Origin of the sequence: Dietzia sp. NCCP-2495, assembly GCF_026011735.1 — a bacterium.
In the GTDB taxonomy this organism is placed as follows: Bacteria; Actinomycetota; Actinomycetes; order Mycobacteriales; family Mycobacteriaceae; genus Dietzia.
This window is the reverse complement of record NZ_BRVN01000008.1, coordinates 80771-96305: the sequence shown is the minus strand read 5'-3', so window position 1 is coordinate 96305 and position 15535 is coordinate 80771. Positions and strand designations below refer to the sequence as shown.

At 68.5% G+C, this 15535-nt stretch carries 14 protein-coding genes and 1 pseudogene; 10 read left to right on the top strand and 5 right to left on the bottom strand.

The genetic code is table 11. From position 1 onward, the window contains the following. Positions 1-25: 25 nt before the first annotated feature. Both OPF83_RS09260 and OPF83_RS09255 read left to right on the top strand, forming a co-directional pair. The gene (locus tag OPF83_RS09260) at positions 26-1330 is read left to right on the top strand and encodes a cation:proton antiporter (protein WP_264887119.1); all 1305 of its coding nucleotides are present in this window, start codon (positions 26-28) and stop codon (positions 1328-1330) included. Beyond that, positions 1330-2295, top strand: a complete 966-nt coding sequence (locus OPF83_RS09255; RefSeq protein WP_264887118.1) for a pseudouridine synthase — start codon at positions 1330-1332, stop codon at positions 2293-2295. The genes OPF83_RS09260 and OPF83_RS09255 overlap by 1 nt, the downstream gene beginning before the upstream one ends. 57 nt (positions 2296-2352) lie before the next feature. On the opposite strand, the gene OPF83_RS09250 is transcribed toward OPF83_RS09255, so the two are convergent. Both OPF83_RS09250 and OPF83_RS09245 read right to left on the bottom strand, forming a co-directional pair. After that, positions 2353-2880 carry a DinB family protein gene (locus tag OPF83_RS09250; RefSeq protein ID WP_264887117.1) on the bottom strand — a complete coding sequence of 176 codons (528 nt, stop codon included), beginning with the start codon at positions 2878-2880 and terminating at the stop codon, positions 2353-2355. A gap of 69 nt (positions 2881-2949) precedes the next feature. Next, positions 2950-3729: an isocitrate lyase/phosphoenolpyruvate mutase family protein gene (locus OPF83_RS09245; protein WP_264887116.1), complete on the bottom strand. Its 780-nt coding sequence runs from the start codon at positions 3727-3729 to the stop codon at positions 2950-2952. A 104-nt stretch (positions 3730-3833) separates the two neighbouring features. On the opposite strand from OPF83_RS09245, the gene OPF83_RS09240 reads away from it, so the two are divergent. The 7 genes from OPF83_RS09240 (at position 3834) to OPF83_RS09210 (ending at position 12301) form a co-directional block, all read left to right on the top strand. Further along, a complete protein-coding gene (locus OPF83_RS09240) occupies positions 3834-4040 on the top strand; it encodes a dodecin (protein WP_264887115.1) in 207 nt (68 codons plus the stop codon). Positions 4041-4175: 135 nt separating this feature from the next. Then, the gene (locus tag OPF83_RS09235; RefSeq protein WP_264887114.1) at positions 4176-4616 is read left to right on the top strand and encodes a hypothetical protein; all 441 of its coding nucleotides are present in this window, start codon (positions 4176-4178) and stop codon (positions 4614-4616) included. Positions 4617-4715: 99 nt separating this feature from the next. Next, entirely contained in the window at positions 4716-6308 is a 1593-nt protein-coding gene (locus OPF83_RS09230) for an ABC transporter transmembrane domain-containing protein (RefSeq protein WP_375546238.1), read from the top strand. A gap of 8 nt (positions 6309-6316) precedes the next feature. Further along, positions 6317-8125: an ABC transporter ATP-binding protein gene (locus OPF83_RS09225; protein ID WP_264887177.1), complete on the top strand. Its 1809-nt coding sequence runs from the start codon at positions 6317-6319 to the stop codon at positions 8123-8125. A gap of 299 nt (positions 8126-8424) precedes the next feature. Continuing rightward, positions 8425-10659 carry an NADP-dependent isocitrate dehydrogenase gene (locus OPF83_RS09220; RefSeq protein ID WP_264887113.1) on the top strand — a complete coding sequence of 745 codons (2235 nt, stop codon included), beginning with the start codon at positions 8425-8427 and terminating at the stop codon, positions 10657-10659. 413 nt (positions 10660-11072) lie between these two features. Further along, positions 11073-11264, top strand: coding sequence for a hypothetical protein (locus OPF83_RS09215; protein ID WP_264887112.1), 192 nt, complete (start codon positions 11073-11075; stop codon positions 11262-11264). 11 nt (positions 11265-11275) lie between these two features. After that, positions 11276-12301 carry a hypothetical protein gene (locus OPF83_RS09210; protein WP_264887182.1) on the top strand — a complete coding sequence of 342 codons (1026 nt, stop codon included), beginning with the start codon at positions 11276-11278 and terminating at the stop codon, positions 12299-12301. A gap of 46 nt (positions 12302-12347) precedes the next feature. On the opposite strand, the pseudogene OPF83_RS09205 reads toward OPF83_RS09210, so the two are convergent. Both OPF83_RS09205 and OPF83_RS09200 read right to left on the bottom strand, forming a co-directional pair. After that, positions 12348-13163: pseudogene (locus OPF83_RS09205) on the bottom strand (pseudouridine synthase); the annotation flags it as partial. Between the two features lie 247 nt (positions 13164-13410). Then, a complete protein-coding gene (locus OPF83_RS09200; protein ID WP_264887111.1) occupies positions 13411-13911 on the bottom strand; it encodes an SRPBCC family protein in 501 nt (166 codons plus the stop codon). Positions 13912-14065: 154 nt separating this feature from the next. Between OPF83_RS09200 and OPF83_RS09195 the strand changes: the two genes are divergently transcribed. Next, positions 14066-14935, top strand: a complete 870-nt coding sequence (locus tag OPF83_RS09195; RefSeq protein WP_264887110.1) for a chromosome condensation regulator — start codon at positions 14066-14068, stop codon at positions 14933-14935. Positions 14936-15014: 79 nt separating this feature from the next. Here the strand turns inward: OPF83_RS09195 and OPF83_RS09190 are convergent, their stop codons facing one another. Continuing rightward, positions 15015-15455, bottom strand: coding sequence for a YtoQ family protein (locus tag OPF83_RS09190; protein ID WP_264887176.1), 441 nt, complete (start codon positions 15453-15455; stop codon positions 15015-15017). Positions 15456-15535 lie beyond the last annotated feature (80 nt).

Genomic DNA, 15535 nt, shown 5'->3' with positions numbered 1-15535 from the left:
GTATCTCCGCGACGGAAGGGCGCCCGTGACCACCACCGTGCTGGCGTCGGGCACCACACCCGCCGACATCCAGTCCCTGTTCTGGATCGTCCTGGTCATCTGCGTCGCACCGGTCCTGTCGTGGGTCACACGCTCGTACGTCCCGGCTGTCGTCCTCCTGCTCGCCGGGGGGATGCTCATCGGTCCCTCGGGACTCGGACTCGCCGTGGAATCCGGCGGTGTGGAGATGCTGGGCGAGATCGGACTCGGACTGCTGTTCCTCCTCGCGGGTCTGGAGCTGAAGCCCTCCGCACTGTCCGGACGTCGCGGCGCGGGAGCGGTCGGTGCGTGGCTCACGAGCGTGGTCCTGGCCACCGGGATCGGGTGGGCGGTCACCGGCCGGCCGGAGACAGCGATCGCGCTGGGACTGCTGCTCACCTCGACCGCGATAGGGACACTGCTGCCGATCCTCAAGGGGGCCGGTCACGACTCGACCCCGGTCGGACAGGCCGTGCTGAGCCACGGGGCGGTGGGCGAACTCGGGCCCGTCCTCGCCATGGCGCTACTGCTCGGCACGCGCGATATCGGTTCCTCCGCGGTGGCGGTAGCGCTGTTCGGGATCGCGGCCCTGTTCCTCTTCGCGGTCCCTCGGCGCCTCCTGTTCGTCCCGGCGATGGGCCGCGCGCTGGCACAGGGCAACACCTCGACCGGTCAGCTGGTGGTCCGGATGGTGTTCCTGTTGCTCGCCGCGATGATGGCGGTGGCGACCGTGTTCGACCTCGGCGTGGTGCTCGGAGCGTTCGCGGCGGGTATGGTCCTGCGCAGCCTGATGGAGACGTACACCAGGCACCAGGGTGATCCCACGGGCGATGCTGCCGGCGGCGGCGCGACCGGGGACCGAGACCTGGTGGACGATCTCCTCGGGCGACTGGACACCATCGGCTACTCCCTGTTCATCCCGGTGTTCTTCGTCGTCTCCGGAATGGGGATCAGCGCCGGAGCGGTCACCGCCGCGCCGTGGCTCCTGCTCGCGGCGGTGGCGACCATGCTCGTCATCCGCGGCGGCATCGTGTGGCTGGCGGAGACCTGGATCCACGTCAGTCCCGGGCTGACCACCGCTCGAGAGAGGGCTCGGGCCGGGTTGTACGCCGCGACCGGACTGCCGATCATCGTGGCCGTGACCGACGTCGCGGTGGGTGCGGACCTGTTGCGACCCGACGTGGCCAATGTCCTCGTGGCCGCCGGTGCCCTGACGGTCCTGGTCTTCCCGCTGGTGGCGGAGCTCCTCCACTCCCCCGACGACGCCGCGGAGGGGCCCGGCAGCGCGGGCCACGACACCGTCGCCCACTGATGCCCACACGCCCGCACCTGCCCGTCCGCGACGGGATCGGCCCCACTCGGCTGCGAGTCCCCACCGACGACACGTGGGCGACTGTCGCCGACTACATGGTGGCCGCGTTCACGCACCTCGATCCCGACGAGGTGCTCCGTCGAGTCGATGCCGGCGAGGTGTACGGCGCGGACGGCCGGGCCATCGACCCGGGTTCCACCCCGGCAGACCATGAGTTCGTCTGGTATTACCGGCAGCTGCCCGACGAACAGGTCCTGCCCTACCGGGAGACGATCCTGTACCGCGACGACCACCTCGTCGTCGTCGACAAACCCCATTTCCTCCCCACCACGCCGACCGGCCGCTACCTCCGCGAGACCGCACTGGTCCGGCTGCGCGTCGCCCTCGACAACCCGCACATCACCCCCGTGCACCGACTCGACAGGCCGACCGCCGGGCTCGTCATGTTCACCGCCAGGCCGGACGTGCGCGGCGCGTACCAGTCACTCTTCGAACGTCGGGCCGTCGACAAGACCTACGAGGCCGTGTCCGCGGCACCGGAGGGATGGGACCCGACCACCCGCAGCCTGGACGGCCGGACACTCCCGCTGGTCCGGCGCGATCACCTCCACAGCCCCGGAGGCCCGCGGCGAACCGTCATCCGGCCCGACCTGGAACCCAACGCCGAGACCGTGATCGACGTCCTGGCCCACGGAACCAGCACGGCCGGACGACCGGTCCTGCACACGGTGCTGCGGCCGCGCACCGGCCGACTGCACCAGCTACGGGTACAGCTCGCCGCGCTGGGCATCCCGATCCTCGGCGACCGGCGGTACCCGCAGCTCCTTCCGGAGGCAGCCGACGACGCCGCGCTGCCGCTTCAACTCCTCGCGCGCGAACTCGCGTTCACCGACCCGATCAGCGGCGCCAAGCGCCGGTTCCGCAGCGAGCGCACGCTGTCGGAGGTACCCGCAGACAGCCGGTGAGGGTGCGTTCTGGCGCAGATAAAACGTACTTGCGCAGCTCAGCCCTTCTGACGCTGCTCAGCCGTTCACGTCGTGGAGATGATGCTCCACGTCGTGGACGATGTACTGGCAGAGCGAACCGATGGTGAACTCGTAGCCGTCACCACGGCGGCCGGTGCGCTCCCAGTCGTCGTCTCCCACACCAGCCAGGATCCCGCGTGTCCGCTCGGTGTCGAGCGCCAGCTGGTCGGACAGATCGGCGGGGTCGGCCTTCCAGTACGCGTGCTCGCGGACCGCGGCCTCACCGTCGAGATCGGCGTAGGTCGGGTTCTCACCGCCGAGCATGGCCTCGAGCCGGTCGCCCAGGACCCCGATGAGGTCTCGGCTGTGCCCCGCGTACTCGAGCGGCGACCACACGCGCGGCGCCGGGCGCTCGGCGGCGCCGGCCCGGACCAGCACCGTCCGCCAGCGCTCCGCCGCGGACGTCATTCGCTCCGAGGTGGTCACGGGGTCGTGAGGCGTGTACCCACACTCGTCGCAGCCACCGTCGAGCACGGTGGTCCAATCACGGTTGTCGGGCATTCCTGGTTCCGGGGCGGTGTCCATGCCTCCACCGTCCCACCGACGCTCACCGTGTGTTCGGATCTGTCCGGATCTCGGGTGATCGCGCGATCACTAGCTTCGCTCGCGGCCCGACCACGCGGCCAGCTCTCCCGCCGAGATCTCGCCGAGCCATTTCTGCCACAGGGGTCCGAACGACACCCGGCGGACGCCGAGAGCCCTCAGGGCGGCCAGGTCGCCCGCGCCGTGTCCTTTCACCGGATGGGCGGTGACGTTGAGCGGTACCGTCACCGCCTGGACCAGTCGGTCGACCTGGTCCGCCGTGGACAGCCCCACCGGGTAGACGGCACGGGCGCCAGCGTCCTCCATCAACCTGATCCGGGCCTCGGCCTCCCCTACGGGATCGTCGAAGACGTCAGCCCCGAGCTTGACCGCGTCCGTGCGTCCGTTGATCACCAGGTCGACGCCCGCTGAATCGGCAGCGGCGCGGGCCGCCGCGATGTAGTCGGCGTGTTCCTGGCGGTCCCGCACGCGTTTACCCTCGCCGTGGACGACGTCCTCGATGTTGACCCCGACGGCCCCCGCCTCGAGGACTCGATTCACGAGCTCGGTCGGCGCGAGTCCGTACCCGGACTCGACGTCGACGCTCACCGGCACCTCGACGGCCCAGGCGATCGCCCCGACCACCCGCAGATAGGTGCCGAAGTCCATGTTCTCCCCGTCCGCGCTCCCGATCGCATCGGCGACGGGGTGGCTTCCCACGGTCAATCCGACGGCTCCCGCCGCGACCGCCGTCCAGGCGCTCCAGGTGTCCCAGACCGTGGGCAGGACCACCAGTTCTCCGGAGCCGTGTCGATCTGCGAGTTCCTTCGCGCGTGCGGCGACGTCGGTCATGTCACTCCTTCTCAAGGCGTGGTGATCTCGCCCCTCACCCTACTGCGCGGTCACCGCCCGAATAGAGGAGTAGAGTGACTTTCATCACACTTAGGGAGGGTGTCATGAACCACACCTACAACATCACAGAGATCGTCGGCTCCTCGCCGGACGGCAGCGACCAGGCGATCAAGAACGCCGTGGCGGAAGCGTCCAGGTCACTGAGGAACATGGCTTGGTTCGAGGTGGTCTCCATCCGCGGCAACCTCGACGGCGGCGAGGTGGTCCACTGGCAGGTCACCATCAAGGTCGGATTCCGACACGAGCCCTGATCGACCGACGCCGGTAGACGCCCACCGGCCCCTCGTGGTTCCGCCGAGCCCGGCGTTCCACAGGTCGCTCTCGACTGTCCACAGATCAGTCACCAGGCCTTTCGGCGAACGCGCCGCTCCCCGATGCTCGGTGGCATGCGATTCGACGAACTTCCCCACAATTGGCCCTCCCTCCCCCTGGACGACGGACCTCTCGCCGCCGGCGTGATCGATCTCGTGTTGGGCGGGGGCGAGCGCCTGAACAAGAGTCTCCTCGTGCTGCCGTGCAATGACTCCGACGCCGCGATCGGTGTCCCCTGTGTGATCAGTGATGTGGACTGGTCGGCTCCGTCGCCGTGCCGGAGCCAGGCGCTGAGTTTTCTCCGCGACCTCCCCGCCCCCGGATTCGTCGTGGCACTGTCCGCTCGGCGACGCCTGCCGACGCATCTCGTGTCGGCCTGGCTCCGAACCACCGAGGATGTCCTCGATGACTCCGGGCAGTCTCTTCTCGCCTTCGGCGTCGCGGACCTGGACCGCGTCGAGATCGTGGGTGGACGCGCGTGGCGCAACGGCAGCCTGGGGGCCCAGGCCGGGTAGGCGACCGTTCTCAGTGCCGCCGTCTGCCCGGCCCTTCGCATCCGCCCTGCGAGCACTGGAGATTAGGGCACGCTGACCTCGGCGCTAGGATCGCTGATCATGCCCGACACCATCTCCGATACCGGGCGCGTGAGCATCGTCGACTACGCGGCGCTGCCCGGTCCGGGAGGGCGTCCGTCGCGTATCCCGCCGGTCGATGCGCGCTGGTGGACCCTCAAGGTCGCCCTGTCCCAACGCCCGTGGAGCTTCCTCGCCTCTGCGGGCATGGCCGTGTCCTTCGTCTGCAACGGCATCACGCCGGTCGTCGTGGGTCGCGCGGTCGACGACGCTATCGCCACGTCCTCACTCGGTCGGCTCGGCTACTGGATCGGCGTCCTCGCGTGCGTGTTCGTGGTGGCCATCGTCGCGAACTGGACCGCACGGTTCATGCTCGTTCGCAGCCAGCAACTGGTGAGCCACGATCTGCGGACGCTCGTGACCGACCGCATCCAGGACCCGCGCGGGATCGCCGGCCGGGAACGCACACCCGGCGGACTCCTGTCGATCGCCACCTCGGACACCAACCGTGTCGGCGACATCGTGATGATGACCGTCATGCCGGTCGCCGAGCTCGCGTCGATCCTCTACGGCGCCGCCGTGATGTTCACGATCGACCCGTGGCTCAGCCTCGGCGTCCTCGTCGGCGGGCCCCTGCTCGCGGTGGTCGCACTCCGCGTGGCCCGCCCGCTCCAGTCCCGTTCCGTCGCTCGGCAGCAGGCGATCGCCGAGTCGGCCGCCACCGCCACCGACGTCGTCCACGGGCTGAGGATCCTCAAGGGACTCGGGGCGATCGTCACCGTCCGCGGTCGGTACGACGCGGTGTCCGACGTCGCGTACTCCAAGACCGTCCACGCCAACGGCGCCGAGGCCCGGCTCAACGGCGCCACCGACGCGGCCGGCGCACTGTTCGTCTCGGTCCTCGGACTCACGGCTGGCGCCCTCGCGTTGAACGGACACGTAAGCGTGGGCGAGCTCATCACCGTGGTGGGACTGACCCAGTTCCTCGTCACGCCCATGACGATGTTCGGCCGGAACCTCGCCTCGAGGTGGGCGGCCGCGGAGGCCTCGGGAAGCCGGATCCGAGAGATCCTCGGGGCTGATGTCGAGCGTCCCTCCGAGCTCGAGGCGGAGCGCGCCGAGGCCGTCATCAGCGCAATGCCGACCGGGGTCACCGCCGTCCACGGCAGCGATCCGGCGCTGATCCACCATCTCGAATCGATGCCGCGGACCCGGGTGATCGTCGCCCCCCATGCCTCGGACCTGTTCGACGGCACGGTCGCCGACAACGTGCACCCCGACCGCGCCCGGGCGGAGTACGCGCTCCGCCTCGCGGCGTGCGACGACATCCCCGAGGGCCCCGACAAGCTCGTCGGAGAGAACGGCCGGATGCTCTCCGGCGGTCAGCGTCAGCGTGTCAGCCTCGCCCGTGCGCTCGCGGCCGAGGCGGAGGTGCTCGTGCTGCAGGACCCGACGACCGCCGTCGACTCGGTGACGGAGCAGACCATCGCCGAGCGGGTCGCCGCCCACCGACCAGACGCGATCACCCTCGTGTTCAGCGAGGCCCCGTCCTGGAGCTCGGTGGCCGACAACCACTTCACGGTGACCACCCTCGCCGCCCTGGTCGGCGCCACCAGCGAGGACGTGACCCGGTGAGCACTTCCATGGATTCCGCTCCTCCGGTCAAGGGCGACACCTCTCTCCGTTTCCCGCTGGCCACCTTCGGCCAGGTCCGTTGTGAGTTGGGTGCGCAGGTCCGCCGGGTCCGCCACGCCCTGCCCGCCCTGCTGGCGGCTCTGGTCCTGCTCAGCCTCGGCGCGTGGGCCTCGGTCACGGTTCCCCGGGTGATGGGCCAGATCGTCGACGTGGTGACCGGTGCGTCCTCACGTCCGTTCTGGCATCTCGGGGTGGCACTGTTCGGTGCCGCCATCGCCGGTGCCGTGCTCAGCGCGGTGGGCTTCTACCTCGTCTCCCGCGTCGCCGAGCGGGTCATCGCCAACCTCCGGCAGGACATGGTGGGAACGGCACTGGGTCTGCCGACGCACCGTGTCGAGGACGCGGGCACCGGTGACCTGGTGAGTCGGTCGACCGACGATGTCGCGGAGTTGTCCGCGGCGGTCACCGAGACGATCCCGATACTCACCAGTTCGGTGTTCACCCTCGCCGCGACGGTGGTCGCCCTGTTCGCGCTGGACTGGCAGTTCCTGCTGATCCCGGTGGCGCTTGCCCCGGTCTACTACCTCGCCGCCCGGCTCTACCTCCGTAAGGCACCCGGCCGCTATGCCGAGGAGCGTGCGGCGATGGCGGGGCGGGCCCATCGCGTGCTCGAGGCCATCCGCGGGCGTGCCACCGTGCGCGCGTTCTCCATGGAGACCGCCATGCACCACGAGATCGCGAACGCCTCGTGGACCGTGGTGACCAAGGGCATCCGCGCCCGCACGACGATGCTCATCCTCAACGTCTGGATGCTCGTCGCCGAATTCTGCATGCTCGCCCTGACCCTGCTCGTCGGCTACCACCTCGTCGGTACCGGGGCGCTCACCGTAGGCGCGGTGACAGGGGCGGTTCTCATGATCATCCGCCTGCGCGGACCGCTGAACATGATGATGCGCGTGCTCGACACGGTCCAGTCCGGGTACGCCTCGCTGTCCCGGATCGTCGGCGTGGTGGTGGATCCGCCGGTCCCGGTGCCCGACGCCGGCGTGGGGGCGCCGATCGGCAGGGTGGAGCTGCGGAACGTGAGCTTCAGTTACGGCGGGGCGTGGGCCGTCCGCGACATCGGCTTCGTCGTGGAGCCGGGCCAGACCGTCGCGATCGTCGGGGCGTCAGGGGCGGGCAAGACCACCGTCGCCGCGTTGCTCGCGGGATTGTTGGTCCCTGACCGGGGCGAGGTCCTGGTCGACGGGTACCCGATCTCCGCGCTGTCGGACCGCGAGCGGATCGCCCGCCTGGCCACGGTCAGCCAGGAGGTCCACGTGTTCTCCGGGACTCTTCGCCAGGACCTCACGCTGGCCCGTCCCGAGGCCACCGACGACGAGTTGCTCTCCGCCCTCGACCGCGTCCACGCACGTGGGTGGTTCGACCGACTCCACAGTGGTCTCGACACCGTCGTGGGTGCCCGCGGCATCTCTCTCGACCCGGTGGCCGCGCAGCAACTGGCCCTGGCACGCGTCTTCCTGTTGGACCCCGCCGTGGTGGTGATGGACGAGGCGACCGCCGAGGCCGGATCTGCCGGCGCCGAGGCGTTGGAGTCCGCCGCCGACGAGGTCATCCGGGACCGGACCGCCGTGGTGATCGCCCATCGCCTCGACCAGGCCTCCCGCGCCGACGCGATCCTCGTCATGGACTCCGGTCGCATCGTCGAGGCCGGGTCCCATGACGAACTCGTGGCGTACGGCGGGATCTTCCACCACCTGTGGGATGCGTGGTCGGCCGGGCGCCGGGCGATCGGCGCTGGTGTCGACGACGAGTAGTCCGACGACGACAACGCCGTGGCCCGCCCTGTCCCGTACCGCGGGCTACCCACCAGATTCTGCAGGTCGATCACGCTCGTTCAGGGGGCTTCACCGGGAATTCCGGCGCACGGGAACGCGACGTAGACCACACTGACGGGGGGTGCTCGCAGGTGCGCGAACACAGGCGATAGGCGGCCATCGCCCGTGGACGCGACGTGGTGGTGGCCACTGCGCGCCCTGTCGGGGGATGATGGTGCAACACGATTGACGACGTTCCACAAGAACACGATCAACACGAAACGAAAGAGTCGATACCTATGACCGATGGCAGACAGACGATCATCTATACGTTGACAGATGAGGCCCCGCGCCTGGCGACCGAGGCGTTCCTGCCGGTCGTCAGCACGTTCGCCGGCGCCGCCGACATCGACGTCACCACCAGTGACATCTCGGTGGCCGCCCGCATCCTCGGTGCGTTCCCCGAGCGACTCACCGACGAGCAGAAGGTGCAGGACAACCTGGCCGAGCTCGGTCGTCTGACCCAGGACCCGGACACCAACATCATCAAGCTGCCCAACATCAGCGCCTCCGTCCCGCAGCTCACCAAGGCGATCGCAGAGCTGCAGTCGCAGGGTTACGACATCCCCGACTACCCGTGGGACCCGCAGACCGAGGAGGAGAAGGAGACCGCGGAGCGGTACGCCGGGATCCTCGGCAGCGCGGTCAACCCCGTCCTGCGCCAGGGCAACTCCGACCGTCGCGCCCCCAAGGCCGTCAAGGAGTACGCCAAGGCAAATCCGCACTCCATGGGCAAGTGGTCCATGGCGTCGCAGACCCACGTCGCGCACATGACCCACGGTGACTTCTACGCGGGCGAGAAGTCGATCATCCTCGACCGCGACTGCGACGTGCGTATGGAGGTCGATACGCCGGACGGCGAGACCCACGTCCTCAAGACGGAATCCCTGTTGAAGGGCACCGTCGTGGACTCCATGTTCATGAGCAAGAAGGCTCTGCTGGAGTTCTACGAGGAGCAGCTCCAGGACGCCAAGGAGACCGGCGTCATGTTCTCGCTGCACGTCAAGGCCACCATGATGAAGGTGAGCCACCCGATCGTGTTCGGCCATGCCGTGCGCGTGTTCTACAAGGACGCGTTCGAGAAGTACGGGGAGCTCTTCGACGAGCTGGGCATCAACGTCAACAACGGCATGGGCGACCTCTACGCCAAGATCGAGACCCTGCCGTCGGCCAAGAAGGAGGAGATCATCGAGGAGCTCCACCGCTGCCACGAGCAGCGTCCGGAGCTCGCGATGGTCGACTCGGCCCGCGGCATCTCCAACTTCCACTCCCCCTCGGACATCATCGTGGACGCCTCCATGCCCGCGATGATCCGCATTGGCGGCAAGATGTACGGCGCCGACGGCCGCAAGAAGGACACCAAGGCCGTCATCCCGGAGTCCACGTTCGCGCGGATCTACCAGGAGATCATCAACTTCTGTAAGACCAACGGCGCGTTCGACCCCACCACCATGGGTACCGTTCCGAACGTCGGGCTCATGGCGCAGAAGGCCGAGGAGTACGGCAGCCACGACAAGACCTTCGAAGTCCAGCACGGCGGCGTGGCCAACATCGTCGACGCCGCCACCGGGGAAGTGCTGCTCTCCCAGGATGTCGAGGCCGGAGACATCTGGCGCATGTGCACGGTCAATGACGCGCCGATCCGCGACTGGGTCAAGCTCGCTGTGGACCGCGCCCGGGCCTCCGACACACCCGCTGTCTTCTGGCTCGACCCGTACCGGCCGCACGAGAACAACCTCATCACGCTGGTCAACGAGTACCTCGCCGAGCACGACACCGAGGGCCTGGACATCCAGATCATGTCCCAGGTGCGTGCCATGCGGTACACCCTCGAGCGCGCCATGCGTGGCCTGGACACCATCTCGGTGACCGGCAACATCCTGCGTGACTACCTCACGGATCTGTTCCCGATCCTCGAGCTGGGCACCAGTGCCAAGATGCTCTCTATCGTGCCGCTCATGGCCGGCGGTGGGCTCTACGAGACGGGTGCCGGCGGTTCCGCGCCGAAGCACGTCCAGCAGCTCGTGGAGGAGAACCACTTGCGCTGGGATTCGCTCGGGGAGTTCCTCGCGCTCGGTGCGAGCCTCGACGACCTCGGTCGCAAGTACGACAACCCAAAGGCCACCATCGTGGCCGAGGCGCTCGACGCCGCGACCGGGAAGCTGCTGGAGAACCGCAAGTCGCCTTCCCGCGTGACCGGGGAGCTCGACAACCGTGGCAGCCAGTTCTGGCTCTCGCTGTACTGGGCTCAGGAGCTCGCCGCGCAGACCCAAGACGCCGATCTGGCGGCCAAGTTCGCGCCGCTCGCCGAGAAGCTCGAGGCGGAGAAGGACACGATCCTCGCCGAGCTCACCGAGGTCCAGGGCAACGCCGTCGACCTGGGTGGATACTTCCGGCCCGACGCGGAGAAGATCAAGGTCGCGATGCGCCCCAGCGGCACGCTCAATGCGATTCTGGACAGCGCTTTCGCCTGATTCCCCCGCAGAACCTGCACTACCCCACCGCGCCCCTGTCGGAATGATCCGGCGGGGGCGCGGTGCGTCGCTGACCAATTCGACGATGACAACGACGGCACCGCCGGCTGGCCTCGACGATGGCCTGCGGCCTGTGACTCTGCTCCGTCGAGCACCATTCATGTCGGAGCCTCGTGCCATAGTTCAGTTCAGACCCCGGAGTCCAGCAGTCCACAGACCCACGCCCCGAATCGAAGAGACACCATGTCCCCAACCGAGCAAGCTCCCGCTGCCGATGCCGGGGTGGATCCCGATGCCGGTCCTGGTGCCGGTGCCAGCCAAACGTGGCACGCGCTGCTCGCGGCGGTGCAGCGGCTTCATGATCGTGGACTGACCGATATCCGGGCTACCCCGTACTGCGGGTCCGTCGGTTGGTGGCGGACGAGATCCTCCGCAATCTCGGCGACGCCCCGGGTGCCGGTTACTTCAACGACCGGGAGTACTGCGAATGGTTCGCCGAAATGCGCAGTCAGGCGGAAGCCTTCGGCTCACCGCCTGCGGCCTTCGAGGAGTTTCAGTCAGAGTGGCACTGCGGCACGGTGGACATCACCCCACCACCGGGATAGGAGCAAGTGAAATGACTACATACGATGCATTCGGATCGGCCGGCCGCACCCTGGCGATCGTCGGAACCGCCTTCCTGCTGGCGGGGTGCACCTCCACGGTTCCCGATGACCGCGTCACCGAGACGGTGACGGTCACCACCTCGGCGGCGGGCGAGAAGTCGACGGTCGCGCCGTCGCAACCCGACGCTCATCAGCCAGCGTTGCAGACAGTAGACGCCCGGGAGTTCAGCTCTCCCCAACACGACGGGGTGTTCACGTGGAACTACTCGACCAGCGGCCAGTACAGGGGGTTGTGCGTCTCCGATGGCGATGGGGTGACGTGCACGGGCAGACCTGCCGCATCGGTGCCTGATCTCACGCAGCATTTCCCTGGACGTCCGAGTGCGATCGAGCTCGGCACCGCCGGGCTCCGCTATACGTTTGTCGAGGGGGTCCCCGGTGGTCCGGGCTCACTGGACGCCGGCCACCGCGTTGAGATCGGGAACGTGGCATGTGAGAGACCGGACGGTTCCGCACTCACGTGCCGTTCCGGCGCCAACTCGTTCACCATCACCGGCCCGGGTCAGGAGATCACCACCTCCGGAACCGTACTGGCGGAGAGCGATTACTCGAACCACTCCATGGCCGAGGACGGCGGCGAGACCTCGTCGCGGGATCGAGCAGGCACCTCCACCGGCCAGCCGAGCGACTTAATGGGGGCCACGGGCCTGGTCGGCGGGGTCCGAACGTCCTCCGGACGACTTGTGACCGCCTCGGCCCCACCCTGCGACGGCCGCGGGATCCTTATCCTCGACTCCTATGTGGAGGCCCTGAATCCGCAGCAGGGTATCGCCGATCTGCTCGACGCGCACCCAGGGGCCAAGTTCGCGACACCCGGCCAGTGTCCCTCGCTCCGTGCAAGCCTCGACGGTGCTCGCGTGTACCCGATCTACACCGACCACGGGCACGACACCGCCGCGCTGTGCCGGGACAAAGCCGCCCGAGGAGGCAATGCCCGGCTGCTGACCCAGTCTGCGGAGTACATCGACCCCTGCTGATCTCGGTATCGACCCCCGCTGATCTCGGGGTTCCGGCGCGGACCTCCACGTGTGTCTCGGCACGCTGACCGTCCGGATGAGCCTCGACACCGGTCTCCAGGGTGAGGAGTGGTGTCTGCAGGACCGTCACACCGCCGGGCCAGGCCCATTCCACGAGCGCGAGGTAGCGCCGGTCGATCTCGTCCTCGCGGTCACGCAGTAAGTCGTGGAGGTACCGCAGCATCGAGGGTGTCTTGGCCAGGACAAGCACGCCTGAGGTGTCCCGGTCCAGTCGATGTCCCAACTCGAGCTCACGGAGATCAGGCCGAAGGTGACGTAGCGCCTCGATCACTCCGAAGGGATTGTCCGTGCCCTTGTGTACGGCCACCCCGGCAGGTTTGTTGATCACCTCCACGTCGGCGTCCTCATGCACCACGGAATTCTTCACCCGGTCCAGTAGTGCCGCTGGCGGCCGGGCACTGTTCGAGGCGGGAGGCTGGACGGTCAGTGCGGGGATCTCGACCACATCGCCCTCGACCAGGCGGTAGTTCTGTTCGGCCTTGCGGCCGTTGACGCGGAGCTTGCCCGTGCGCAGGCGCTGGAATATCTGGCCGGCCGGGACGCCCTTGAGCTGCGAGCGCAGGAATTTGTCGAGTCGGCGGCCCGCGTGCTCGTCGTCGATGGTGAGGGTCGTGGCGGGACGCGCGACCTTCGATCCTCCGGTCGCGGGCTGCGAAGCCCGCTGCGGCGACGTCGTCCGTTCTGCCGGAGGCGGTCGCCCCGACGTGCGGATCCGGTTCCGTCGACCGCTCCCTCCCGCCCCCGTGCGCGGGCGAGGCCCTGACGATCTACCCGGACCGAAAACGGACCCCTTGTCAGACACTCATACTCCACGTGACACGAACAGCAACCGGACCTCGTTGACTGGACTCCATCACACTTCCGCACGTCCGGCCACTCGGTGCAGCTAGCAGTCCGGGGCCGCACCCCGAGAGAGTTCGGAAGCCAGCGTTCAGCCCAGGGAGGCGTAATTCAGCGTGCTCAGCTGCTCATCGACGTCGGAGAATATGGCGGTCACATCCGTGATCCCGAACCCGGCGAGTCGTTCGGTGTGCATCGCCACGTACACCTCAGTTGTCGGTCTGGCGGACGTCGATCCCCTGCTCGGCGAACGCCTTGAAATCCTGCATGTGCCGGCGGGTCTGCTTCTGGAACGCCCTGCGCATGAGAGGCGCCCCGAGCCGCATCGGGAGACTGTCGAAGAGGTACTCGCTCTCGCTCTCCCACCGGGTGCGCCGGGGGTTCATCTCGAACAGCCGGTCACGGGTGATGTTCCGCATGCCCTCGGCGACGAGTTCGCGCTCGAAGTACACCTCGTCCTCGCCCGCCAGCTCCTCCAGGCGGCTCAGGTCGGCGGGTTCCCGCGCGGTGACCGTCTCCACGGCCTCGGACTCCGTGGACCCGGTCCGGAACACGACCTTGGACACCGTGCCCACCTCGCCGTGCGTCCCCCTGACCGGTTCATGCCTCACCAGACCCCGCAGCCACTGGGGCAGGTACTGGGGATCGGACAGCAGCCGGAGGGTCTCCTCGCGCCCGAGCCCGATCTCGATCGAATCGATGAACCTCATGTCAGAGACCTCCGAGTCCGTGGTGCGGTGCGGCGGCAACGACCACCGGGTCCATCTTGTCCCGACGACCAATTCCGGCGCCACAACCTGACCGGGCGGGAAGACTGGATCTCGCACTACTCTGGATCCGGAACCAGTCAGCTCGGGGGTGACCATGTCGTGTCTCGCGGCGACCAGGTCGGTTCTCGCGGCGACCAGGTCGGTTCTCGCGGCAGGACGCCGACACACCGTCGCCGTGCGCCGGGACGGGACCGTGCTCGCCACCGGTCACACCAGGGCCGGTGAGTGCGACGTGTCCGACTGGACTGACATCGTCTCGGTGGCGGCCGGCTGCGTGCACGCCGCGCGCAATACCGGCAGGTCCCACACCGTGGGCCTGCGCGCCGACGGGACCGTTGTGGCGACGGGCTGGAACGGGGACGGCCAGACCGAGGTCGGTGCGTGGCGCGACATCCGCGCCGTGGCCGCCGGGTGGCGCACGACCCTCGGCCTGCGCCGCAACGGGACGGTGGTCGCCGCAGGACGCGGTGCGGAGGGCCAGTGCGAGGTCGCGCCGTGGCGCGACATCGTCGGTCTCGCGTGCGGTGACTGGCACTGCGTGGCGGTCCGTGCCGACGGTGGCGTCGTCGTCGTCGGAAATAATCGCCGGGGACAGTGCGACGTCGGAGGGTGGTCACGCGTGCGGTCCGTCGCCGCCGGTCACCTCCACACGGTGGGAGTGGACGACGACGACACCGTGCTCGCCACCGGAGACTCAAGCGCCGGCGCCTGCGACGTCTCGGGCTGGCGCGACGTGTCCACGATCGCGGCCGGAAGCCACCACACGGTGGGGCTCCGCCGCGACGGCACGGTGTACGCCACGGGCGCGAACGAGTTCGGACAGTGCGAGGTCGGGCACTGGACGGACGTGGTGGCGATCGCGGCCGGGGCGGCTCATACGGTCGGGCTGACCGCCGACGGCCGGGTCGTGGCGGTCGGCAGCGACGCCGACGGTCAGTGCCGTGTCGACGACTGGGCCCTGTAGTGACAGGGGCCCAGCAGTGACGGGGCCTTGCAGTGAGAGGGCCCGACAGTCACATGGCCCCGGCAGTGACGCCGCGGCCTCAGTCGCGGAGCACGTAGCTCAGGGTCTGGACGACCTGGTCGGTGGTCTGGCACCAGGCCTGCGCCTCGGCGTCGACCTCCTTGAGCGGGTGGACGATGTCCGCGTCGTGGAGCGTGATGTAGGGCTTGCCCAGCGCGGCGCAGTACCCGGCGTCGAAGGCGGCGTTCCACTGCTTGTACTTGTCGCCGAAACGCACCACCACCATGTCGGCCTTCTCGATGAGGGTGCGCGTGCGGATGGCATTGACCTTGGACGACTGGTGGTCGCGCCAGAACTGCACGTCGTTGCCGCCCAGGTGGTCGCCTGCGCCGTCGCTCGCGGGATGGTTGGTCACGGGCGCGGTGGACTCCACGTCCAGGCCGGCTGCCGCCGCACCCCGGGCGACCTCCTCGCGCCAGTCGGTGTGGATTTCGACGGAGAGGTACACGGTAAGAGTAATGCCCTCACCCTGCTACGAACCATGTCGTGGCGGCAACCACGGTCGCCCGGTGCGTTAACCCGGCATCGGTGCTAGGCTAT

Excerpts from the sequence above, each read along its gene's own strand:
- OPF83_RS09255 (WP_264887118.1), top strand. The coding sequence starts at position 1,330 with ATGCCCACACGCCCGCACCTGCCCGTCCGCGACGGGATCGGCCCCACT.
- OPF83_RS09250 (WP_264887117.1), bottom strand. The coding sequence starts at position 2,880 with ATGGACACCGCCCCGGAACCAGGAATGCCCGACAACCGTGATTGGACC.
- OPF83_RS09245 (WP_264887116.1), bottom strand. The coding sequence starts at position 3,729 with ATGACCGACGTCGCCGCACGCGCGAAGGAACTCGCAGATCGACACGGC.
- OPF83_RS09240 (WP_264887115.1), top strand. The coding sequence starts at position 3,834 with ATGAACCACACCTACAACATCACAGAGATCGTCGGCTCCTCGCCGGAC.
- OPF83_RS09235 (WP_264887114.1), top strand. The coding sequence starts at position 4,176 with ATGCGATTCGACGAACTTCCCCACAATTGGCCCTCCCTCCCCCTGGAC.
- OPF83_RS09230 (WP_375546238.1), top strand. The coding sequence starts at position 4,716 with ATGCCCGACACCATCTCCGATACCGGGCGCGTGAGCATCGTCGACTAC.
- OPF83_RS09225 (WP_264887177.1), top strand. The coding sequence starts at position 6,317 with ATGGATTCCGCTCCTCCGGTCAAGGGCGACACCTCTCTCCGTTTCCCG.
- OPF83_RS09220 (WP_264887113.1), top strand. The coding sequence starts at position 8,425 with ATGACCGATGGCAGACAGACGATCATCTATACGTTGACAGATGAGGCC.
- OPF83_RS09210 (WP_264887182.1), top strand. The coding sequence starts at position 11,276 with ATGACTACATACGATGCATTCGGATCGGCCGGCCGCACCCTGGCGATC.
- OPF83_RS09200 (WP_264887111.1), bottom strand. The coding sequence starts at position 13,911 with ATGAGGTTCATCGATTCGATCGAGATCGGGCTCGGGCGCGAGGAGACC.
- OPF83_RS09195 (WP_264887110.1), top strand. The coding sequence starts at position 14,066 with ATGTCGTGTCTCGCGGCGACCAGGTCGGTTCTCGCGGCGACCAGGTCG.